Annotated in this window: 11 protein-coding genes and 6 pseudogenes; 6 read left to right on the top strand and 11 right to left on the bottom strand. The window is 64.7% G+C overall.

The features are described 5' to 3' along the window. Window positions 1-212 precede the first annotated feature (212 nt). Window positions 213-1175, top strand: coding sequence for a winged helix-turn-helix transcriptional regulator (locus ON04_RS08960; protein ID WP_010541268.1), 963 nt, complete (start codon window positions 213-215; stop codon window positions 1173-1175). A 146-nt stretch (window positions 1176-1321) separates the two neighbouring features. Here ON04_RS08960 and ON04_RS08955 read toward each other — a convergent pair whose 3' ends face one another. After that, entirely contained in the window at window positions 1322-2158 is an 837-nt protein-coding gene (locus ON04_RS08955) for an SMP-30/gluconolactonase/LRE family protein (RefSeq protein WP_010541267.1), read from the bottom strand. A gap of 174 nt (window positions 2159-2332) precedes the next feature. Then, complete coding sequence (locus ON04_RS16730; protein ID WP_010541266.1) at window positions 2333-5053, bottom strand: FAD-binding protein; 2721 nt, start codon at window positions 5051-5053, stop codon at window positions 2333-2335. An 86-nt stretch (window positions 5054-5139) separates the two neighbouring features. Here ON04_RS16730 and ON04_RS08945 point away from each other — a divergent pair, with 86 nt between their 5' ends. Together ON04_RS08945 and ON04_RS08940 are read left to right on the top strand one after the other, a co-directional pair. After that, window positions 5140-5781, top strand: a complete 642-nt coding sequence (locus tag ON04_RS08945; RefSeq protein WP_010541265.1) for a TetR/AcrR family transcriptional regulator — start codon at window positions 5140-5142, stop codon at window positions 5779-5781. 450 nt (window positions 5782-6231) lie between these two features. After that, window positions 6232-8955, top strand: a complete 2724-nt coding sequence (locus ON04_RS08940; protein ID WP_010541264.1) for a GmrSD restriction endonuclease domain-containing protein — start codon at window positions 6232-6234, stop codon at window positions 8953-8955. A gap of 208 nt (window positions 8956-9163) precedes the next feature. Here the strand turns inward: ON04_RS08940 and ON04_RS16225 are convergent. From ON04_RS16225 to ON04_RS17070, 3 genes and pseudogenes are all read right to left on the bottom strand, one after another. After that, window positions 9164-10091, bottom strand: a pseudogene (locus ON04_RS16225) (DUF3375 family protein); the annotation flags it as partial. A 145-nt stretch (window positions 10092-10236) separates the two neighbouring features. Beyond that, window positions 10237-10476, bottom strand: a complete 240-nt coding sequence (locus ON04_RS17075; RefSeq protein ID WP_238529280.1) for an oxidoreductase — start codon at window positions 10474-10476, stop codon at window positions 10237-10239. Next, the gene (locus tag ON04_RS17070) at window positions 10476-10643 is read right to left on the bottom strand and encodes a hypothetical protein (protein WP_238529279.1); all 168 of its coding nucleotides are present in this window, start codon (window positions 10641-10643) and stop codon (window positions 10476-10478) included. The genes ON04_RS17075 and ON04_RS17070 overlap by 1 nt, the downstream gene beginning before the upstream one ends. Before the next feature lie 195 nt (window positions 10644-10838). On the opposite strand from ON04_RS17070, the pseudogene ON04_RS15740 reads away from it, so the two are divergent. The 3 genes and pseudogenes from ON04_RS15740 to ON04_RS08915 form a co-directional block, all read left to right on the top strand. After that, window positions 10839-12239: pseudogene (locus tag ON04_RS15740) on the top strand (IS1380 family transposase). A gap of 1056 nt (window positions 12240-13295) precedes the next feature. Beyond that, window positions 13296-15488 (top strand): AAA family ATPase, encoded by a 2193-nt coding sequence (locus ON04_RS16215; RefSeq protein ID WP_081477157.1) that lies wholly within the window; start codon window positions 13296-13298, stop codon window positions 15486-15488. A 190-nt stretch (window positions 15489-15678) separates the two neighbouring features. Beyond that, a pseudogene (locus ON04_RS08915) lies at window positions 15679-15846 on the top strand (ISL3 family transposase); the annotation flags it as partial. Between the two features lie 95 nt (window positions 15847-15941). On the opposite strand, the pseudogene ON04_RS08910 reads toward ON04_RS08915, so the two are convergent. From ON04_RS08910 to ON04_RS08885, 6 genes and pseudogenes are all read right to left on the bottom strand, one after another. Next, a pseudogene (locus ON04_RS08910) lies at window positions 15942-16271 on the bottom strand (ATP-binding protein); the annotation flags it as partial. Between the two features lie 18 nt (window positions 16272-16289). Next, window positions 16290-17108: pseudogene (locus tag ON04_RS08905) on the bottom strand (IS1634 family transposase); the annotation flags it as partial. Between the two features lie 74 nt (window positions 17109-17182). Continuing rightward, window positions 17183-18745: a group II intron reverse transcriptase/maturase gene (gene ltrA, locus ON04_RS08900; protein ID WP_238529275.1), complete on the bottom strand. Its 1563-nt coding sequence runs from the start codon at window positions 18743-18745 to the stop codon at window positions 17183-17185. Between the two features lie 647 nt (window positions 18746-19392). Continuing rightward, window positions 19393-20103 (bottom strand): annotated as a pseudogene (locus ON04_RS08895) (IS1634 family transposase); the annotation flags it as partial. Window positions 20104-20191: 88 nt separating this feature from the next. Further along, on the bottom strand, window positions 20192-20938 hold the full coding sequence (locus ON04_RS08890) for an ATP-binding protein (RefSeq protein ID WP_010541256.1): 747 nt from the start codon (window positions 20936-20938) through the stop codon (window positions 20192-20194). Further along, on the bottom strand, window positions 20935-22024 hold a 1090-nt coding region (locus ON04_RS08885), incomplete at its 5' end, for an IS21 family transposase (protein WP_029458099.1). The genes ON04_RS08890 and ON04_RS08885, both read right to left, overlap by 4 nt.

Here is a 22024-nt window from a genome sequence, read left to right as displayed (position 1 = left end):
TGGTGGCTCTGCTTGCTCTGGCGCGCGTGGCCGATGTGGTCCGCATCACGTTGGATGCCAATGTAGCGACCTTGGCGCGTTACTGCAATAGCGAAAGTGGGCCTTTGTGCGTGTGGCGTGGTTTTTTGGCGCCCGAAGACATAATTGCTTCACTAAACACAGCAACATCCGGGTGCTACTGTCGTGGGCGTGCGCAACAAGAGGATGGTCAGGTGACCGGCGTCGGGACTGCCGTTCGCGCCCCGGTGGCGCCACTCGCGCGGGCGTTGACGATCGTCGGCGATGCGTGGAGCGTGCGGATCATACGTTCGGTGTTCGTCGGTCGACGTACGTTCGGGGCGCTGCGCGACGGCCTTGGAATCTCGGACGCCGTCCTGTCTCGCCGCCTGTCGGGTCTGGTAGCCGAGGGTGTACTGACGCACCCCTCAGCGCGACCAGACGCCGCCGCCGCTCGCGAGTACCGCCTCACTGAGGAAGGCAAGGATTTGTGGCGGGTGCTGGTCGCCATCCGGTCCTGGGACGAAGCATGGGCGGGGCCCGGGCATCCGGACTCCGCGATCGAACTGCATCACCACACCTGCGGGCGCGCCACGCATCCGATGCTCGGCTGCGGCGCGTGCGGCGCGATCGGTGTCCGGCCGCAGGACGTCGTGGCCCACGCTGACGACGGGCTGTTCCTCGACGTCACAGCGGGCCGCTCGCGACGCCTGGCCGGTAGCGGGCTCGCCATGGACTCGACCCGGGTGCTCGGCGACAACTGGGCCACGCTCGTGCTGGCGTGTGCGCTCATGGGCGCCACGCGGTTCCAGGACTTCGAGCGACAGTTGCCCATCCCCGCCGGTACCTTGACGAGCCGGCTACGGGATTTCGTGGACGCCGATGTGCTCCGCCGCGATGCCCACCGCGAGGGTGCCCGCCGGCAGGTCTACCGGCTCACGCCCCGCGGCCTGGACTTCTTCGCGGTGGCCGCCATGATCAACGACTGGTCGCGCAGCTGGCTCGCCCCGGACGGGCACTCGGGACTGTCGCTTGTGCACCGCGCCTGCGGCGGGGAGTTGCAGCCGCAATTCACGTGCAACTGCTGCAACGGTGTGCTCGAGCGCACGGAGGTGAGCTTCCGGGGGCGGAACCTGGAGGGCGCGGCGGGAGAAGAATCGCCTGCATCGGCCCGATAGGCCTCTCCGCCTCAGTCGACCACCTTCACGGTGCGGTCCGCGCCTCTGCACCGCTCGGGCACGTCCCGGCCCGGTCAATCCCGGCGCCGGCGTCCGTGTAGCTCCGGGACAAGTGTGTCAGCGGGAGCGGCTCGTCATGCCGACGTTCAGAGCCCGGCCACCTCCACCGCCAGCACGCCGCCGCTGCGTTGCTCACGGCATGTGGCCCGGTCCCAATCGTCCGCGACGCACACGTAGAGGGTCGAGTGGCTCGGACCACCGAGCGCGCAGGCATATGGTGGTCGAGGTGAGGCGAGGCGGTAGAGGATGTCACCCGCCGGCGAGATTTTGATCAGCTCGCCGGTGAACGGTGAGGCGAACCAGATGTCGTCGTTATCGTCCACGGCGAGCCCGTCGGGGAGCTCATCGGCCAACTCGATGAGCACCTTACGATCGGAGAGCGCGCCGTCCGGACCCACCGCGAAGGTCGTGATCTGTGGGGGCAGAGCGCGCGTCTCGGCTACCACGAGAGTGCTACCCCCGTCGATCAGCGCCATCCCGTTGGGAAGGTGCAGGTCGGTGGCCCCGACAGTCACGCCACCGTCCGGGTCGATCACGACCAACGTCGCCGGTGTGATCGGCTCTGGGGGCGCACTCGCGTCGCCGAAGTTGCCCACGTAAGCCCGACCCGCGCTGTCGACGAGCATGTCGTTGGCATGCCAGGTGGCGATATCGGAGAGATCGGCGTGCACCCGGGTGCTGCCGTCCCGCTCGACGGACAACACCTGCCTGCTGTGCATCGACACGACCAACAGCCTGCCGTCGGGCAGAAAGCCCAGGCCTGACGGACAGTCGTCGATCCGCACCACCGTCTCGGGTGCGCCACCCGGCTCCCACCTGATCACCCTGCCGTCATGCATATCCGAGAACCACAATGCGCCACCGTGCCACCGAGGGCCCTCGGGAAACGCGAGGTCGTCGATCACCGTGGTGAACACCGGCATCGTGCACGCTCCTTTTTAACAACGTCAGCGACTCCACCCCCGATGATGCACTCTCGCCCGCTTCGACCGACGATTTGTGGGCGTCCGCCCATCGCCGCAGCAGCCCGCCGCCGTATTTCGGCAGCTGACACTGGGACTTCGACGAGGCCGCCCGGCGGCCTCGTCGCCGCGTTGTCAGCGCATCGCGTTGACGACGGAATGGTTCGCGTGAACCAGATTCGCAGGGTCCCACTGCTGTTTGAGGGCCTGCAGTTCGGTGAGGTCATCGGCCCACAGTTCTCGGGGATTTACCCGCGTCTCGGTCATCGAGCGCAGACGCCGCGGAGCGCTGATAGGTGCCACCGCACGAATCACCGCGTCGAGCCCCACTCGGCCGGCGGCGAGAGCGTCTGCGCCGGGCGCACCCCCCGCGCCGGAGGGCGGGGCCACCGCCACCGCGACCATAAGCGCTCGCGCGCCGGCCACCGCGGACCGCCCACCGCGGTCGAGCGCCCCGCCGAGGTCGCGCAGTTCCACGGAAGTCAGCCCGCGCCCGTCGTCTCCCCCCAGGACGTCGACGAGCGCATCAGCACACTCAGTCGGCAGTGAGTGGAGCACCGCACTGGCACTGAGAGCCGCCGACGGGTGCGGCGGATCCATGTGGAGGGCGCCGAGCTCGACCGGGGAGGCAAGGGAGATCGTGTCGATCTCGGGCGCCATGTCGCGCAGCGGGGCCACGATCATGTCGACCTCGGCGCAGGGTAGCTGCGCGACGAGCTCGATGACGACGAATTCGCGGCCCGCGAGGAACGGCGGGACGCCGGGTGCCTCAGGTACGCGCAGGAGCCGCACCACGGACGTCACCGCGTCCGGGAGGCTCTCCGTCCACCCGGCCCAGAAGCGCACAACCTCCCGAGTCGAGGCGCCGGGCCAGAACAGCGCGCCGGCTGTCATCTCGACGGTGGCGTACAGCTGGATGTCGACCGCGAGGATCACGCCGAGATCCGCTCCCTGCAGGACCGCCCGGAACAGTTCGGGTTCGTGCTGCTCGTCAAGGTGACGCGGCACTCCGTCGGCCGTCACGACGTCGAAGCCGAGCACCGACGCCGACGCGAGCCCGTGTGAACGGGACAACCAGCCGAGCCCTCCCCCGAGGATCAGCCCGATCACCCCGACGTCGTAGGAGAACCCGCCGACCCCGATCAGGTTCTTGGCTGTGGCAGCCGCCTGGAGGTCGCCCCACCGGGCGCCGGCGCCCACGCGCGCCACCCGGGTGTCGGAGTTGATCTCCACCTCTGCCAGTGCGGCGGTCCGCACGAGAATCGTCCCGGTCAGGTCCCCGAGAGGGGACACGTTGTGCCCGGTGTTCTGCGCCGCGACCCGCAGCCCGAGCGAGGCGGCCGCGCGCACTGTGAGGATGATGTCGCGGGCGTCGCACGCGGTGACGACGGCCCTGGGTCGCTGGTCGACGGTCAGTTGCCACGCTCGCCGGGACTCGTCCCAGTCGGGGTCGACCGGCTGCGAGAGCGTTCCCGAGAGCAGTCCGGAGAGGTCGTCGAGATCGCGGGCGTCCCGTATCTCTCCGACGGTCACTGATGCGGTGTTCATGACGGGTGTTCTCCTCATTGTGTGGGAGGCAGCGAGCGCCTCGACGAGCAGGTTGTGTACGGCGTCGGGTCCGGGTGAGCGTCGGATGTCTTGGCCGATGGCGGCGGCCTTGGTCCGGTAACGCTCGTCCGAGAGGATCCGTCGGGCAGCGGCGGCGATCTGCTGTGCGGTCGGGGTGTCGGTCCGCAGATCGATTCCCGCGCCACTCCAGCCCACGCGGGCGCTCACTTCGGTCTTGTCCTCGGTCCGGCCGGCAACGATTATCGGGACGCCGTGCTCGAGTGCGTAATGCACTCCGCCGTAGCCACCGTTGGTGATGAACAGGTCGGTCATCGGGAGAAGCCGGTCGTACGGCAGGAACGGCGCCGCGCGCACGTTGCCGGGAAGGTCCGTGGGAAGACTCTCCAGCGGGCGGCCCCCCGTACTGACGACGACCACCACGTCGTCGTCGGCCAGTGCGCGGATGGCCGGCTCGACGAGGGCCCAATCCGAGTTGGCGACGGTTCCCTGGGTCACGTGCACCACGGGTCGATCGTCGGTCAGGTCGTCCCACCAGTCCGGGAGGGGCGTAGCGGACGGTCGCGATCGGGCGACGGGTCCGACGAACCTGACAGTATCCGCGAGACCGGGCCGGGGATACTCGAACGCCGGCACCGTGAACTGCACGAGCAGGTCTGCACCGGCGGGCCAGTCGAGGAAAAATCGCGGCAGATCGCGCCCGATCTCGGACCGGGCGATCTCGTTGGCATAGCGCTGGATCGGTCTGAAGACGACCTGCTCGGCCCCGACGCTGAGGAGCCGGTTACGAAGGCGGCCCACCATGCCTGGACGGGGTGGGATACCCAGGCCGAAGGGGGCGACGTCCGGGTGCTTGACCGCGAGCGGAACGATGCCCAGATTGACGACGAGTGGTCGTTGCTCGCGGGGGACGCCGGTCAGGACGGCGGCGGCCGCGAACATCGATTCGGCCAGTATGACGTCGGTCGGTTCGGCCGCCAATGCCGCGCGCACAGCGGACAGTTGCGCCGGGACCGGGCGCAGGAAGATCTCGATCATGTCGTAGCGCACGCCGGCGGGTCCGCGGAGCCCTCGCCGGCCGGGGAAGGCGGCGTCGATATCGCGGTCGTCGTAGTCAGCCTCGGGTGGGAGTGGCAGGAAGTCCGCGCCGGTGCCGACGACCTCGTCGCGGTATCTCTCGCCCGTCAGGAATCGCACCCGGTCCCCCGCGCCCACGAGTGACTGGGCGATGGACAGTAGCGGGGTGACGTGGCCGCGAACTGGAGTGGAGGTGAGAAGGATGGATGCCATGAGTGGTCCTCCGGTGAGGCAGGCTATTATTGGCCTGCCCCAGAAAGTATTCACCACCCCAATAGGCAAGTCAATAAGGATGGACGATGTCGGAGGAAATTCCTACCCGTGCGTATCGGTCGACGCTGCGCGCCGAGCAAGCGGCCAACACCCGGACACGGGTCGTCGCCGCGGCCGCCGCCTGCTTCACCGAACGGGGCTACGGCGGCACATCCCTCGGCGATATCGCCGACCGAGCAGGGGTGTCAACGGAAACCGTGAAGGCCAACGGGCCGAAGCGTGCCCTGCTACTCAGCGCGTTCGAGCAGGCCTTTGCCGGCGCCGAGGGAGATCAGCTGCTCGCGGAGTCGGATGCCGCGCGAGAGCTCGTCGCGACCTCCGATAGCGACGAGCTCCTCCCAGCGCTCGCCGGACTTATAGGCGCTGCCAACGCGCGAACCAGTGTGTTGTGGAGCGAGTACCTCGCTGCCGCGAACGCCGATCCGGTTATCGCCGAGGCGCTGTCGGCTCTGCTCCAGCGGCGCCGTCTGGACTACCGGAGCGCCATAGATCTCCTGGCCAGCCGGGGGATCGTCGGACCGATCGACGACGTCGACGAGGCGGCCGCGGCGCTGTCGTTCTTATGGTCACCGGAGAGCCATCAACAGCTCGTCCTCCAAGGGGGCTGGAGCTTCCGACGGTACGAACGCTGGCTGGTCGAGGCCGCGCGCCGACAGTTCGCGGTCTGAGCCCACACCGGTTTGGGTCGAGGTCAGCGGAGTCCCGCGCCGCCGGTTCCCGGGTGCGCAGTCCGCGGCCACACAACTCGTCGCTGGCGAAGCCGAGCTCGGAGGCGTCGTTACGGCGACGATGCCCATGGCCAATGCAAGCGGTTTCGATGGCCTCCGGATCGCTCCACCGCGGCCCGCCGTCGGCGAACATAGGCGCGGCTGAGACAGTACGCGCACTAAACGGCAGTCCCCCGTCAGCAATCCGCACAGCCCACGGCGCGGTCCCGCTCGCTACCCGACGGGTGCGCAAGCGGACGCAGCTCTGAAACTTAGGTAGCCCGCTCGGGTCGTATTCGTTGGTCAGCGCTCGCCCGGTCGGGTGGCAGGCGACGACAAACCTGACCTGACTAGGGTTGGCCGCAGGTTTAGCAATGTGCACATCGAGTAGGAACAGGACGACACCACACGATGGTCAACGCTCAGGAACGAGGCCTCAACCAGATCCTCCAGGGGCCCTGGCAGTACCAGGTGCCGCTGTACCAGCGTCCGTACCAGTGGAAAGAGGCGAACCGGGCGCAGTTGTGGGAGGACATCGTTCAGCTCGCCGATGAGCGGGAAGTAGACCCGACGGCGTCGCATTTCTTGGGCTCCCTGGTGCTCTCTCCTGCCCCTGGCACGGCGGCTGGAGGAGTCCAGCGGTTCCTTGTCGTCGACGGGCAACAGCGGCTGACCACACTCACGCTTCTACTCGCCGCCATCCGGGACCACCATTTAGAGACCGGCGAGCCCCGCAAGGCCGAGGCAGTGAACGAGCTCTACCTGATCAACAAGTTCGAGTCGGACGCGCTCCAGCTCAAACTCTTACCGACCCAGGCAGACCGCGATTCGTATCGCGCGGTAATCGACCGTCTCCCTGAGGCCGGCGGCGAGGATCCCGTCGGTGAGGCCTATCGGTTCTTCCGTCGGAAGTTGATCATGGCTGACGATCCAGAGGATCCTCACGACATCGACCGCATCGAAGCCGCCAGCACGCAGGGCGTGTCACTGGTCGTCGTGACTACCGATGCGAACGACAACGTTCACCGAATCTTCGAATCGCTCAATAACACTGGCCTCCAGCTCAGCCAAGCCGACCTGCTGCGCAACTATCTCTTCATGCGTCTACCGACGCGCGCGGAGGAGGTTTACCGGTATCACTGGAAGCCTCTGCAGGACGCACTGACTACGGAAGAACTCGAAGTCCTGTTCTGGTTCGATCTGGTGAGGGATCGTCCCACCGTGAAGCAGGCGGACACGTACACCCTTCAACAAAGGCGCCTGGACGCGGTCAGTGGCGAAGACGCCATCGTCGCCGAGGTCGAACGTCTGTCGGCACTCGGCAGGTTGCTTCGAATCGTGACCCATCCAGTGGAGGAAATGGACGAGGCCGTCAGGTTTCGGCTCCTCCGTCTGCACCGCTGGGATTCATCGACCGTCCTTCCAGTGATGCTGCACTTCCTCGACCTACGCGCTCGAGGCGAATCCGACTCGGCCACCGTGGCCCGGGCAATGCTGGCGATCGAGAGCTATCTTGTTCGCCGACTCGTGATCGGCCGCTCGTCGTCGAACGTCAACCGAACACTGCTCGGCGTGGTCGCCGAGGCCGACACTGGGCTGCCGCTCGATGAGGCCGTGTCCGAATACCTGTCCACCGGAAGGAAACACTTCGCCACGGATGCCGAGATCCGCAGTGCTGTAGCGCTCTCGCCCTTCTACATCAAGGGGCGTGCCAACCATAGGGCGTTGGTCATGAGGTGGCTCGAGGAGACATACCGGAGCAAGGAGGCTGTCGACCTCTCTCAGACCACCATCGAGCACATCATGCCGCAGACACTGTCCGAGGAATGGACGGCCGATCTCGAGGCGCTTATTGACGACGACGAGACGGTGCCCGACGTTCACACGCGTTTACTCCACACGCTCGGAAATCTCACGCTCACCGGCTATAACAGCCCACTGGGTAATCGGCCATTCGCCGAGAAGAAGGCCGAATTCGCCCGAAGTGGTATTCGCCTCAACCACTTCCCCGCCCAGTCCGAGGTCTGGGGGCCGGAACAGATCGCGGCCCGCGCCGAGGACATCGCGGAAAGGATCATCAACGAGTGGCCAGGCCCCGTCGCCACTTCCCTGGACGACTCCAGCGCTCTGTGGCGAGCACTGGACCAGGTAGCCGCGTCAATACCCGCCGGACACTGGACTACATACGGAGACGTTGCTTCAGCCGTCGGTACTCACCCGGTGCCCTTGGCTCAGCGGCTTGCCAGTCACCCGGTTCCGAACGCCTATCGCATTCTGACCGTCGACGGTTCGGTTTCTCCCGGGTTCGCCTGGATCGATCCTCGTGACGAGCGGGACGTACAGGACGTTCTGGCCAGTGAGGGACTTGAGTTCGACGACAGCGGGAGGGCCGATCCTGCACAACGACTGTTCGTCGACGACCTCGTGGAAGGCGTCGAAGATCGCACGAACGGCGGCTGGCCTTCTGACCCGGACACGGCGATCCGTCGTGTCCGATCGGAACTCCGCACATTCGGGCGTCGTGCTCTCTTCAGGAACCGGCTGCTCACGCCGACGGACCTCGCATCGTGGGTTGTCACAGGCCAGCCGGCCCCGGCTGGCCGTAATACGCGGTGGGCGCCAAAGACCCGCACGACTCCGACGTCGCTGAACACGGAGCACCTGAGGACATCGCCGTATGCGGAGGAGGCTCTTGCGCTCTTGCACACTTACGCCAGAGCGTTCTTGCCACGACCTGAACTCCTCGAGGCGGTCCATTGGTCGGTTTCGATACCGGCGCGGGGCTCTACGCTGTGGACCGTCTACGCAGGCGGGTACTTCGTCGCCGACGTGACCGTCTCAGAGAATGGCCCGTTGATCAGACTGTGGGTCGCGCGAAGTCCGATGCTCGCCGACAGCGCCAGTAGTTTGCTTGCCACTCTCGTCGGTGAATCAGTCCAGGTGACAGACAGTGGTTTCACCTCACTGAGCGACGACCAAACCACCTTGCACGTCCACGATCTTCGATCCGCGCGACAGCTCCTCGCCGACCCGGCTCTGGGAACCGCTATCAGGCTCCACAACGCGAGGTTGGTGACCATGAAGAACTCACGAGCAAGTGAACACATTCCGGAACTGCTCGATGGGGCCTGGTAGCAGCCAGTTAGGGAAGGAGCCCTTCCGAAACCGGAGTGGGTAGCGGCGCGGCGGCGGTGTGTCGACCACCTCGGTGTGGACCGGATTGAGCAGGCTATTGACCTCCGCAGCGGACCAGGCAGTGAACAGCGGACGATCCGTGGGCAGCGATCCTCGTCTCCTCCAGCTCCAGCCCGGGGTCGGGCAGCTCACCCTCGCGGACCTGCATCGCCGACGTCTCGTTCTGGCGCACCCGGTCCAGGACGCGGCGGTTCTCCAGCCACACCTGGTCGTCGGTGAAGCGGCGCAGCTGCTCGGAGATGTTGCGGACCGTCTGCTGCGTGCGCTCCGCGGCCTCCGCCCAGCCGTGGTGCACCGTGCGCACGCGCCGGTCCGCGCCGGGCTCATCGATGCCAGTGAGGCACTTGGTCGGAGGAGTCGATCAAGCTGCGGCCGTGGACGAGCTCGGCCAACAACTCGCCCTTGCTGCCCTGCCACGTGGCGATGCGCTCGCGCGCCGAGCGGTCCAGGGCGCGGAAGTTCTCCTTCACCTGGCGGAAGTCGGCCAGCAGCTCGCGGGCGGTGGTGGCGAACTGCTGGTAGCGCTCGCGCACCGCGGTGCGGTCCAGCAGGCCGGAGGCCGGGTCCTGGCGCAGCTGGTCGATCTCCCGCTCGATTTCCTGCTTGCGGCGCTCGAGCTGGACCAGGCGCTTGGCGGGGTCGGACTCAGTGCCCTTGGCGATCTGGCGCAGCAGGTCCACCGCGGTCTGCAGACGCGACTCGGTGCCCACGAAGGAGGTCTCGGACAGGCCCTGCACCCAGGCGTAGGCCTTCTCCAGGGCGGGGGTGGCGTCGTAGTGGATCTCGTCGGCGCCCAGCGGGTAGAAGCGGCGCAGGAAGCCCGCCTCCGGGCCGGCCCAGTCGGCCAGATACTCGGCGGCCGTGCGCAGGTAGCGCGGGTTCTCCGGGTCCTGGGTGTTGATGGCGTAGAGCTGGTCGTCCAGCGCGGCCACCAGCTCCCCTTCGGAACTGGCGCCGCGCCCCGCCTCCACGAAGAACCGGCCCAGCACCGTCAGCAGCAGCGGCGCGTGCGTGGCGCGCAGCATCCGCCAGGCGGGATGCCGCTCGCGCAGCGCCTCGATCTGCGCGTACTCCACGTGGGGCTCCCCGCGGTGGGTGACTGTCGGTGACGGCGGCCCGGGCGCCGAGGGGACAGTCTAGGAGCGGGGCGTGAGGAGGTCGCGGCGGGGCGACGGCGGGGGCGAGGTGATCAGTTGATTTGGGTGGCCGGGCGCCGTCCGATCAGTGCCGGATTTTCCCACGCGCTCCTTGACCGCGGCAATGGCCTCGCACGCCAGCCGCGCCCCGGTTCTCCAGCGACCCGCCGTACTCGTTCGTACGCTGACTGTCGCGCCGGTTGAGGAACACGCCCGCGAGGTAGCCGTGGACCGCGTAAATCTCGATCGCGTCCGCGCCCGCCTTGGCGCCCCGCTCGGCGGCCTGCGCCCAACTGGCGACGAGCCACGTGATGCCATCGCGCATCATCTCCTACTAGGACGCCTTCTTGAGCCCATGAGCCCCACCGCGTGCACCGCGCCCACCAGCGCCTTGAGGCCCAGGATGCGCTTGTCATCCGACGGCCCTGGTTCATTGAGCGACGCCGCGCCCACCGGGAACTTGATCGCGCACGCGTTTTCCGTGATGATCAAGCCCGCTCCCCGGCCGGGGGCGCCACATAGCGGTCAATCCCCGCTCCTCGATCTCGCTGTATTCGGAGACGTTAACCCCGGTGATTCATGGGGATCTGCGGATCGCTGGGTGAAAATAGGCCGAAGTGCTTCCTGAACAGGGGAAACTGGGACTTGTCTAGAGATCCAGGTTCTCAAGCAGAAAGCACTCGGTAGGTGAAGCGTACTTCGTGGTCGTCTGGTCTGTCGTTCTGTGTCGACGATGTCGGGGTGATTTCTCACGCCGGGACGATCGCGCCTCGCCTTCTGGCTGATCGTGTCGGTCTGACCGCCGAGCTATCCAAGGCTATGGCGCAGCGCCGATCCATCCCGATCCATGACCGTGGCAGGGTGTTGACCGATGTCGCGGTGATGCTCACCGGTGGCGGGGAGTCCATCGCCGACATCCGGGTTCTGCGCCACCAGTCCACGGTCCTGGGGCCGGTCGCCTCCTCTCCGACTGTGTGGCGCGCCCTGGATGAGGTCACCGCTGGTAAACGCAAGAAGATCCAGGTGGCGCGGGCTCGTGCCCGGCGGCACGTGTGGTCCCACCTGCCCGGCGGGGTGCCCGCCTCCACGTGCGCGGGCCGGGATCTGGGTCAGAATGTCGTGCTCGATGTGGACGCCACCATCGTGGTCACCCACAGCGAGAAAGAACAGAGCGCGCCAACCTATAAGCGGACCTTCGGCTACCACCCAATCGGGGTGTGGTGCGACAACACAGAAGAGTTCCTCGCCGCCAGTCTGCGTCCGGGCAACGCTGGCTCCAACACCGCTGCCGACCACATCGACGTCCTGGGGCAGGCGGTCGTCCAGATCCCCGCTGCCCATCGGCGTGATGTGCTGAGCCGCTCCGACGGCGCCGGCGCCTCCCATGACCTGTTGGAGTGGATCTCCGAGCAGAACCGCGTCCGCGGTCGACAGGTGGAATACTCAGTCGGGTTCTCCATCACCGCCCCGATTCGCCGGGCCATCGCGACCTGCCCCGAGGCCGCGTGGGGGCCAGCGCTCAATCCCTCCGGGGACATTCGCGACGGGGCCGAGGTCGCAGAGCTGACCGGGTTTCTCTCCCCACGGATGCTCGCCAAGTGGCCAGACGGGATGCGCGTGATCGTCCGCCGCGAGCGGCCCCACCCGGGCGCCCAACTATCGATGTTCGAAGAGCTCGACGGGTGGGGCTACCAGGCCTTTGTTACCAACACCACCACCGGGCAACTGCAGTTCCTCGAAGCGCGGCATCGGGCGCACGCCCGGGTCGAGGACCGGATCCGCCGCGCCAAGGACACCGGCCTGGGCCGGCTTCCCTCACGCGAGTTCGCCCTCAATCAGGCCTGGCTGGTGGCGGTGATGATCGCCGCGGACCTCATCGCGTGAACCCGGATGCTGGCCTGCATCGGCGAGGCCGCCATCCTCGCTGCGTGCGAGCCCAAAGCGATGCGCTACCGCTTTCTGCACGTCGCAGCTCTGTTGACTCGCAGCAGCCGCCGACGACGCGTGAGAATCCCCGAGACCTGGCCCTGGGCCGCCGCCATTGACTCCGTGTTCCACACGATCGCCGCGATCCCCAAACCCGCCTGACTCCACCTGTCCGCCCACGACAGCACCACCCGGAGACCCGCCCACCGGCAGCGCCAGCCGGAGCTTTCGCACGCCTACTCGCCGATCAGGACGCAACATCCGTAGAGAACCGAATCTCCCACACCCCATGAATCAGGGGGGTTAATATCCACAGCCGGCAGCACGATGCGGTTGGGCGTCCCCATGGGGCCAATCCGGCCGAGAGACGTAAGGCGAGGGAATGAGTCGAAGGCGATCACGCGACGATGACGTGCTCGAGTTGACAGGTTTTCAGATCGGGTTTCCGTCTTGGGAAAGTTGGATCCCCGCGCCGCGCTGAGACGTTGGGGCAACGACGACAAGGTGGGCGGTAGCCAGGCGAAGGGCAGTGGGCGCGCGTTCCGGTCTCTCGGTCCACCACGGGCAAAACGCATGAGTACGCTCGCTACGACCGCGAGACATCGGCTGCCGCCGACGACTGAGGCGATGTGTAAACGAGGGCCGGGTGGGGCGCGTCGGGCTTGGTAGGTCGCCGCGTTACGGGCGGCGGTTTGCTGTCGGCCAGCGCGGGCGCGGCTGTGGTCACAGCGCAGACCGCCCTCGATATCTCTGCCAAAGACCTGGGTGCGACTGCTCAACGCCGGGGTCTGAGCGCGAACCATACGTCCATTCAGGGGAGCATGGGTACGTCTCCCGATCGGCGCGATGGCCGGAACACAGACACCCAGCTCGCGAGGTCCGTGTCTCGTCTCAGCCTTCCCCCTTCGTCAACGCTCGCATATCGCTCCAAGATTCACCGGCGACACCAAGCACCGTCGGCCTCGTCGGATTCGAACTCAGCTGGCTATCGCAGCCCAAGTATCAGACACGCTGTAGCAAAGCGCGCCAGAATTTGACTCGTACACGGTTAACATGGGCGATGACCGTCGGGGTCACTCCCTCGGCTCACTCGTCGACGAGAATTGGCGCGGGGAGCGAGCAGCACGCGAACATCCAGCGCCCCACATTGAAGGAACACTTCAGGTAAGCGGAGCAACCAATTTCGGGTGCAGTTGAAGCGAACGAAAGCGAACTAAGATGATCGAATCATTGAAACTCGACCACATCCCGTGCTTCGGCGCTGATGCGCCACCCTTACAGCCCTTCGCTCAGATAACTTTTCTCTACGGACCAAACGGTTCAGGAAAATCCTCAATCGCCAAAAGTCTTAATTCAATGAAGGAGCCAGGGCGTAGCCTAGAGCTTTTTGACAAAAACTTCGTTGAGCTTCTTCTTCATCCGGATCAACGCATACCTGGAGTTTTTGCAATCAGGGACGGCAACCCTGACGATCAAAAACGAATTGATGAGCTCACCGGTAAGCGACCCAGTAATGGTGGCGCGACCCAAACCGGTGAAATTAAATCGGCCGAAACGGTGGCCGCACAGTTCGACACTACGATACGCAGGCAAGAAGAGTTAATTGTCAACGCGAAAAAGACACTTACCAATGCTTGCTGGCAGGCACGCAAGACGCTGCCGGAGCCCCTACAACAAGCTTTCCAAGGGTTTCTTAGAGATTCAAATAAGAACGTGTCCGAAGCCCTCAGAGTGCGCAATCACACCCCCGCACAGGGGATAAAGTCCGAGGATGAACTCGTTGCCTCTTACGAGACATTAGGAGAAGAGAACGCGCAGGAGGTTCCCCGCATTGCGCCTCTACCTTCGGTAGGTGAGATAACTTCCGAACAAGCTTACCTCTTAGAGGAACCAATAAAACCGAAAGATGAAACTAGCTTCGGGGATTTTACCCGATTTCTCAGCAATACCGACTGGGTGAGACAGGGACTACAATATTTGGATCAGTCGAACGGCCAGTGTCCGTTTTGCCAGCAGGCAATTGACAAAGACATTTCAGCTTCACTTAATGCGCTTTTCGATCACTTCTACGCAGATCAAATACGCAGTGCCCGAGAGGTACTAGCCGAAGAAGAGCGACGTCTCACCATGGTCAGCAATTTCCTGTCCGGAGTCCGCGCTAATCCCGTCGACGAAACGCCGGCAATTCTGAAAGCAGCAGAAGCGCTGGAACAGCGCATAGTCGCCCGAAAGCGGCAGATCGAAGTTAAGGTAAATGCCCCGTCGTCGCGCGTAGTCCTGCCGGGGATTTCAGACTCCGAGACAGAGCTTGAGAGAATCGTCGCCACTACAAACAAACGAATCGACGAAACCAATTCACTGCTTCGCAACCGCGAACAGGCGAAGGACGATCTCAAAAAGGAGGTCTGGCGGTACTACGTCCACTCCGTTGTCGATAACGACCTAGCCACTTTCGATGGCGCCATCGAAGCACCCACAAAGGCGCTCAAAAGCTTGCGACCAAAGCTAGATTCGGCGAAGCAAACACTCATTCAAAAGCGAGGCGAGCTAGCCGATTTGCAAAAACGATTGACGTCGGCTGCGCCCACAGTAGAAGCTATCAACAGTACGCTTCGAAGTCTCGGTTTTCTTAACTTCACGATTCAGCACCTTGACGACGATGACTCATACCGACTAACTCGCGCCGACGGCGCGCCCGCCGGCCACACACTGAGTGAAGGAGAGAGGACCCTAATCTCCTTCCTTTACTATTTCCACAAACTTCTTCGCTTACATGAGGACAAGAGCGCCTCCGATCGGGTAGTAGCGATAATTGACGACCCAGTTTCCAGCCTAGACGGTGAAACCCTCTTTGTAATTAACCTCCTCCTTAGGACTCTCTTCGAGTCCTGCGTGCAGGAGACGGGAAGACTTGAACAAGTCATCCTTCTAACCCACAACGCATTCTTTTACAAGGAATCTGTGTTCACCCCAAAGGGCGTCAGCCCAGGCACACGCTCGTACCTAGTACTAACCAAGGAAGCTAACGGAACTTCCACCCATAAACACTATGAAAGGTCGCCGATAAAGTCCAACTACACGCAACTCTGGGACCAAGTGCGCGCCGCATCCGAGGCAGACAATCTTGAGCATTCAGCTTGGCTCCCCAATGCCATGCGGAGGATCATCGAGAACTACTTTCAAATCGCAGGGGGGCTCGATACCGACAAGATTATCGCGGATGTCTCGGAAAGCGATCGGTGGGCATGCCAGGCGCTTCTGTCCTGGTATAACGATGGGTCCCATACTGCGCCTTGGGATGTCGACTACTCCAGTATTTCTTCTGACGCAACCATGCACCTGCGCGCTTTTCGACAGATTTTTGAAGCCGCTGGCCACTCAGCTCACTTTGAGATGATGATGCAGCAGTAGAGCTGGCTGCAAGGCCGACTCGTTGAGCGCGCTGAGGAATGCTGTCCCCGTATGGCTAACTGAGCCCTTCCGGATCCGGAGTGCGTAGCTGGGCTGCGGCGGTGACGCGGTGAGGCACAAGATGTAAGGGTCCTGGGGCGTGTGAAGATGCAGGTTCTCACACCACGCATCGGACACCCCAGGGCCCACTTTGAACGCTACCGCCAGTCTGCTCGCCGACACCATCTGCCGCACCGTCGAACTCGGGGTGACCATCACCGACGCCGCCGTGGCCGACGAATTCACGCACCTGTTCTGCGCCCCCGTCACCGCTAATCCGGTCTGCGCCGAGTGTGGCACCCGACTTGGTGTTAGGGACGTGTTTTTGGTAGCGCGGTTCTGACGATCCGGTAGCGGTCGGACGGGTATCCGGTAGCGGTGGTGCCACCCGTCCGACCGCTGTGTTCCGACTGACTACTGCGCGTCGGCGAGCTGCCGGCGCATGTTCGGCCCGTCGAGGGCGACGATCTCGGCGCCGGCGACGATCCGGTTGAGGATTGATTCGGCGATGACCGCGTCCTGGAGGGACTTGTACCAGTCGGGCGGATCGAACTGCGAGGTCACCAAGGTCGAGCCTCGGCCTTCGCGGGCGGCCAGGATGTTGAGCAACTCGGCCGCGGTGTGCGGTGCGACTGGCGTGGTCAAAAAGTCGTCCAATACCAGCAGGTCACAGTTGTGCAGGTCGGTCAGGAAATCCAACCGCCGCTGCGAGGTCGGCTCCAGCACGGCGAGCCGGTTGGCCAGACCTGAGTTCCACAACTTTTAGTGACCCGCGTTGATGGCGTCGATGAGGTTTCGGGCGTCGTCGTTGACGGTCGGTTCGACGACCATCTCGTGGTCACCGATGGCGACGACAATGGTGCGCAGGGGTTCGAGGGTGCCGACGATCTTCTTTATCGACGTGCCGGTGATGTTCTGCAGGTAGCGGGCGACCGCGAGAGCGGCGAACACGACGGTCAGGTGCGCTTCGATGGAGTCCCGGGTCCGGTGGAAGATCGGCCGCGCCTTCAGATCAGATTTGGCCATGCGGAAGGACTGCTCGACTTTCCACAGGTCGTGGTACGCCGCGACAATCGCCTTCCCGTTCATGATCTCCGGGCCGATATTGGTGACATAGCCCTTGTAGCCGGCCGCCTGACGAGCTCGTTCGATCGATGCCTCGTCCAAGGTGACGTTCTGACCGGTTAGCTTGACGAACCGTTGCTTCTTCAACGGTTCGGCCCGGTCGGCCACCCGCTGGGCGCGGTCAATCTGCGCATTGAGCGTACGGCGGTCTCGCTGGGCACGTTCCCACTTGTAATGCCACACCACTCTGCGGTCTCGCCGGTCGCGGCCTTGCCCCATAGGTCGGGTCAGCTCCACGGTCTCGCCGTCGGCGATCGCATTACCGCGGCGCCCGAAGTGGTCCTCGAGCTCTTTCGGCGCTTTGGACGTGCGGGAGCCGACGATGAACGACAGGCCGGCGTCCTCCAGGGCGTTCAGGTTGGCCGCAGAGAGCATTCCGGCGTCCGCCACAACGACCATGTCAGTGATCGCGTGCCGCTCCTGGAAGGCGGTGATCACCGGGATCAACGTCTTGGTCGTCGGGTAGCCCCAGCCCGTTACCGGGCCGGGGCCCCCTCAGAACCGGACGTGCGACTTTCACCGCATCCGGCTCAAGCAAATTCCCGTGGGCGTCGTAGGTAATGAGGCAGCGGTGCCGCCGTGTCGGGTGGCCGGTGACGCCGCCGTCGTCGTTGCCAGTATTCGGTCAGTTCCGGGTCGTCAGGTGACGCATCGGCCTTGACCATCTGGTGGCGACGGATCGGCGTCCACGACAGTTTCCGTAGGTAGGCGCCGGTTTCCCGGTCGCCGAAGACCCATTGGTCGTGTCGCTGTGGATGAAACCGTCCGAAGTAGCGGTCGGTGATCCACTGGCCGGTCTTCGTGTTGTGTTGGCGTCGACCCCACTTGTACAGCAACCACCACAGCGTGTGGTCGACGCTCGAGAAGACCTTCTTCGACACTGCCGTCCGGTAGTATTCCGACCATCCCCGGAGGATCGGGTTGAGTCTGCTGACCACCGCCGCAGCATTCGCGCCGTGAAGGCTGCGTATCTCGGCACGCAACCGGGCACGAAACCGTTTGACGGCTGCCTTCGACGGCTTGATCAACAACTTCCCCGGCTCGGGGTAGTGGCGGACGTTGAACCCTAGGAAGTCGAATCCCTCGGACAGATGGACGATCTTCGTCTTGTCCTCGTTGAACGACAACCCTCGGGGTGCCAGCCACGCGGTAAGGCGCTCCTTGACCTGTTCGGCTTGTTGCCGGGAGTGACACAGAGCCACCAGGTCGTCGGCGTATCTGACCAGCACAGGTGTTCCCTGCACGGACCAGCCCCGGGTTGAGCGCCACGGTTTGTACCGGGCTCCTGCAGCATCTTCCATCCCGTGCAAGGCGATGTTCATCAGCAGCGGGCTGATGACTCCGCCTTGCGGCGTGCCTTCGCTGGTCGAGGCGAACTTTCCCCTCTCGTCCACTCCGGCCCTCAACCACCGGGCCACCTGCTCTTTGGCGGGAAACCCGGACAGATGATCGAGTAGCCGGTCGTGGTCGATCCGGTCGAACGCCGCTGTCAGGTCCGCATCGAGGACCCACGATCGTGCAGGGTGCTTGCCCTTGCACACCGTGTAGATGGCCTCGATCGCGTCGTGACAGCCCCGTCCGGGACGGAAGCCATAGCTTCGTGTCTCGAACCGGGCCTCCCACTCGGGCTCCAGTGCGTTGAGCACCACGGCTTGGGCAACACGGTCGGCGATCACGGGGATGCCGAGCGGGCGCCGTTTGCCGTTCGCCTTCGGGATGTAGATCCGACGTACCGGCAGGGCCGGTGGCTCATGGCCGCGCTGCTGGGCCCACCGGGCAAGTTCTACCCGATCCTGGCCGTGCAGCGCGGTCAGTCCATCGATCCCAGCGGTCCGCCGTCCCCGGTTGATCTGCGTGACGCGCCGCGTCCCGACCAGAGCGTTCGCCCTGGACCGCAGCATCAACCGTTGCAGACTCCGCACCTTGCGGTGCTCGCCTGCCCTCGACGCCGTGAAGATGCGCTGCCGCAGCCGCCGTACCTCCGCCTCGGCACGGTCCCAGTCGACCTGGTCCCAGTCCTCGGCACGGTCCCGCGATCCGTTCACCGCCACCTCGGTGTCGGCGTCCAACGTCCCCGCGGATGCTGACGTCACGATCATCGTCCTTTCTTCACGAACTCACCTGACCCGCGTGGGCTCCCTCTCGGGCCGAGCACAACGCTCGTATCCGGCCGGTTCGACGCCACCACGGCCAGGAGGTGGCCGCATCTCGGTGACGCCCTTCCCGTTGCCTTTCGGCCGCCGGCGTTTGCTTCTCGGGTCATCCTGTTCCCGGCTGGGGATTGCACCTTCCTCACGGTCGGCCTACCAGCCCTGCCCATTGGGCACTGACTGGACCCAGACGGGGTTTCCACGTTCCACATGCGTCAGACGCGGACGGAGAGGGCGCCCTCTATACCCCGGGGACGATGGTGCTCACCCAGACGCTTGCCGATCAGCGCCCGGCATCTGCCGCATCTCAGCGGCCCATCCCTGAACTCGGTCCGGTCCCGCATCCCTTCTACCCGGACCTTCAACATGACGAGGCATCAACCAAGGGTTCACTCGTGTTCGCCCGCCCGTCCTTCTCCTCGCCCGTGGCACTCGGAAAGGATCGAGCGCCCTTCGGCTTGAACCCTGGGCTTCGCACCTCGCAGTTACCCGCGACGCACGCCAGGGAGGAGACCGGTCGTTGAGCACGAACCGGGAATCACGTCACCATCGGTGCCTCCTTCATCGTGATCCACTCACACATGCGACCTCGTGTCGCACTCTGCCTTATTTCCCTCGAAGACGTGGATATCCAGCGGGAATCCGTCACGGGCCACCAGCAGTCCGACCGTGATCTGCGGGTCGACCCGGCGTTCCTTGCTCATGCCGACTTTGCGTAGATCATCTTCCTTCTCCGCCTCGAAATAGAGCGTGGTCAGGTCGTACAAGATCAGGGCGACGCCAGGGCCGTTGGCCGCCGTGACGTGATGCCAACACGCGGTAGCGATCTTGGAGCGGTAGTCGCGGGCGACAACCCGGCCCAAACAGTTGTAGAGCGTGTTGACGTGCGGAGCATCCAGACCAAGACGTTCGAGCACCCGTACCGAATCGAGTTTGCTTGTCGGCTCGACCAGACGGGCCAGTACCAAGTCACGGAACACCGGGTCGGCCACCACGTTGAACCCGAGACGCTCGTAGCTGCCTGCCAGGCCCTGCCACAGGATTCGTGACGATGACCGTTTTGCCACGGCGGCCGAACGAGCAGGCAGATCGATCACCGCGGAGGCCGCGTCTTCCAGGCCGAGATCAAGTTCGTGCTGGTCAGCATGGATTCGCTGCTTGGCGATCTCAATCAACGCGGCGAGTTCACCCGGCGTATGGGCGGAGCCGATGTGCGCCACCAGCTGGCGTCGGCCGCGGATCTTCTCCCAAATCTGCACTGCGGTGGCCCCGGAGTGAGTATTTGGAGGTTTGGGGGCCACCGGATATTGCGTCCGGGGGCCAGCAGTATTGCCGTTGGGGGCCGGTGATCGCGTCCGTGGGGTCCACCGGCCCCGTCCGGGGAGTTACTTACTGGTTTGCTGCGGCGTGTTCGCGCATGTTGTGGGTGCCGGTGTCGATCCAGATGGCGCTGTGGACGATTCGGTCCATGATCGCGTCGGCGTGGACCCCGGAGCCCAGGCGCTGGTGCCAGTCCTTCTTCGCGTACTGGGTGCAGAACACGGTGGAGCCGGTGTCGTAGCGCCGCTCGAGGAGTTCGAGCAGCATGCTGCGCATCGCCTCGTCCGGGTGGTCGAGCAGCCATTCGTCGATCACCAGCAGTGAGAACGCGGCGTACTTCTTCAGGAACTTCGTCTGCCCCTGCGGTCGGTCTTTCGCCAACGCCCAGGCCTCTTCGAGGTCGGGCATCCGAATGTAGTGCGCCCGGAACCGGTGGGTGCAGGCCTGCTTGGCCAGGGCGCATCCGAGGTAGGACTTGCCCGAGCCGGTGAAACCCTGGAACACGACGTTCTGCTGACGATCGATGAACGAGCAGGTCGCCAGCTGGGCGAGCACCGCTCGGTTCAGGCCACGCTCCTCGATCAGGTCCACTCGCCGCAGATCCGCGCTCGGGTACCGAAGCCCTGCTCGGCGGATCAGACCATCGACTTTGGAATGGTTGAAACTCTCGTGCGCGTGGTCGACGAACAGCTGCAGCCGCTCGTGAAAGCTCATCCCGAGGACGTGGTCCTCGTGTTGGGCCTCGATGGCCTCGAGCAGGGGCTGGGCGCCCATCTCGCGGAGTTTGCGTTTGGTTTCGATGTCGATGCTGCTCATCGGGTACCTCCGGCGTAGTAGTCGGCCCCGCGGACGTATCCGCCGACTTCATTCGGTGCTTCCCGTGGTGGCCGCAGAGTCGCGGTCCTGTCTTGGCCGGTGACCAGGATCGGCTGGATGTGCGCGTACCGGGGCGAGCGGATCGGGCCGGTCAGCGCCAGGGCGCACGCGGCTTCGACCCGCTCGGCCGAGAAGCGCCGCGAAAGGCGCAGCACCGCCAGGGCGGCGTCCAGGCCTTGCTCGTCGACGGGCACGGATTCGAAGATCCGGTTGATCACGATCACTGCTGAGGGTCCTACCCGTTCGGCCCACTGGCGCACCCGGGGTGCATCCCACTGTTGGTACTGCTTACCGGCCGGCAGGTCAGCGTCGTTGGTGCGGTACTGGCCCGAGGCGCTGTCCGGCAGCAGAAGATGACTGGAGAGTCGTTCGGTGCCGCGGTAGATCTCCAGCGTGCGGGCGGTGATCCGGACGTCGACCTTGGTGCCGATGTGCGCCAGCGGGGCGGAGTAGTAGTTGCGCTCGACCACCACGTGGCCGTTGCGGCCCACGCGCCGACTGTAGAGCCACCGGCTGATCTCGTACGCCACTGCCGGCAGCGGCGTCAGCAGCGGCTGCTCCTCGGCGGTGAACACGCTGAGCCTCGAGCCGGGGCGTTTCTGGAACGGCTCGCGGTTGCAGGCGTCCATCCGCTCGCCGATCGCCTCGGCCAGCGTGTGCAGTGTGGCGAACTGCCGGTCCCGCAGTCCGGCGATGACCCAGGTCGCCACATGCAAGACGGTGTTTTCGGCCCCAGATTTGTCTTTCGGGCGCCGGATTCTTCCTGGTAGGACGGCTGCGGAGTAGTGGGCGGCCATCTCCCGGTAGGCGTCATTAAGCACGATCTCCCCGTCGCGTGGGTGCTTGACCACGCCGGTTTTGAGGTTGTCGCACACGATCCGCGGTACCGAGCCGCCGAGCGCCTCGAACATCGCTACGTGCGCTCGAAGCCAGGCGTCTTGCTGCATGTCGGTCGCCGGGTAGACGAACGCGCATCGGCTAAATGGCAGGCACCCAACGAACAGGTGGCAGATAGGGCCAGTGGGT

It is taken from the genome of Dietzia alimentaria 72, from assembly GCF_000226215.1.
Classification (GTDB): domain Bacteria; phylum Actinomycetota; class Actinomycetes; order Mycobacteriales; family Mycobacteriaceae; genus Dietzia; species Dietzia alimentaria.
This window is presented reverse-complemented; position numbering and strand designations above follow the sequence as displayed.

Excerpts from the sequence above, each read along its gene's own strand:
- ON04_RS08955 (WP_010541267.1), bottom strand. The coding sequence starts at position 2,158 with ATGCCGGTGTTCACCACGGTGATCGACGACCTCGCGTTTCCCGAGGGC.
- ON04_RS16730 (WP_010541266.1), bottom strand. The coding sequence starts at position 5,053 with ATGGCATCCATCCTTCTCACCTCCACTCCAGTTCGCGGCCACGTCACC.
- ON04_RS08945 (WP_010541265.1), top strand. The coding sequence starts at position 5,140 with ATGTCGGAGGAAATTCCTACCCGTGCGTATCGGTCGACGCTGCGCGCC.
- ON04_RS08940 (WP_010541264.1), top strand. The coding sequence starts at position 6,232 with ATGGTCAACGCTCAGGAACGAGGCCTCAACCAGATCCTCCAGGGGCCC.
- ON04_RS17075 (WP_238529280.1), bottom strand. The coding sequence starts at position 10,476 with ATGCGCGATGGCATCACGTGGCTCGTCGCCAGTTGGGCGCAGGCCGCC.
- ON04_RS16215 (WP_081477157.1), top strand. The coding sequence starts at position 13,296 with ATGATCGAATCATTGAAACTCGACCACATCCCGTGCTTCGGCGCTGAT.
- ON04_RS08890 (WP_010541256.1), bottom strand. The coding sequence starts at position 20,938 with ATGAGCAGCATCGACATCGAAACCAAACGCAAACTCCGCGAGATGGGC.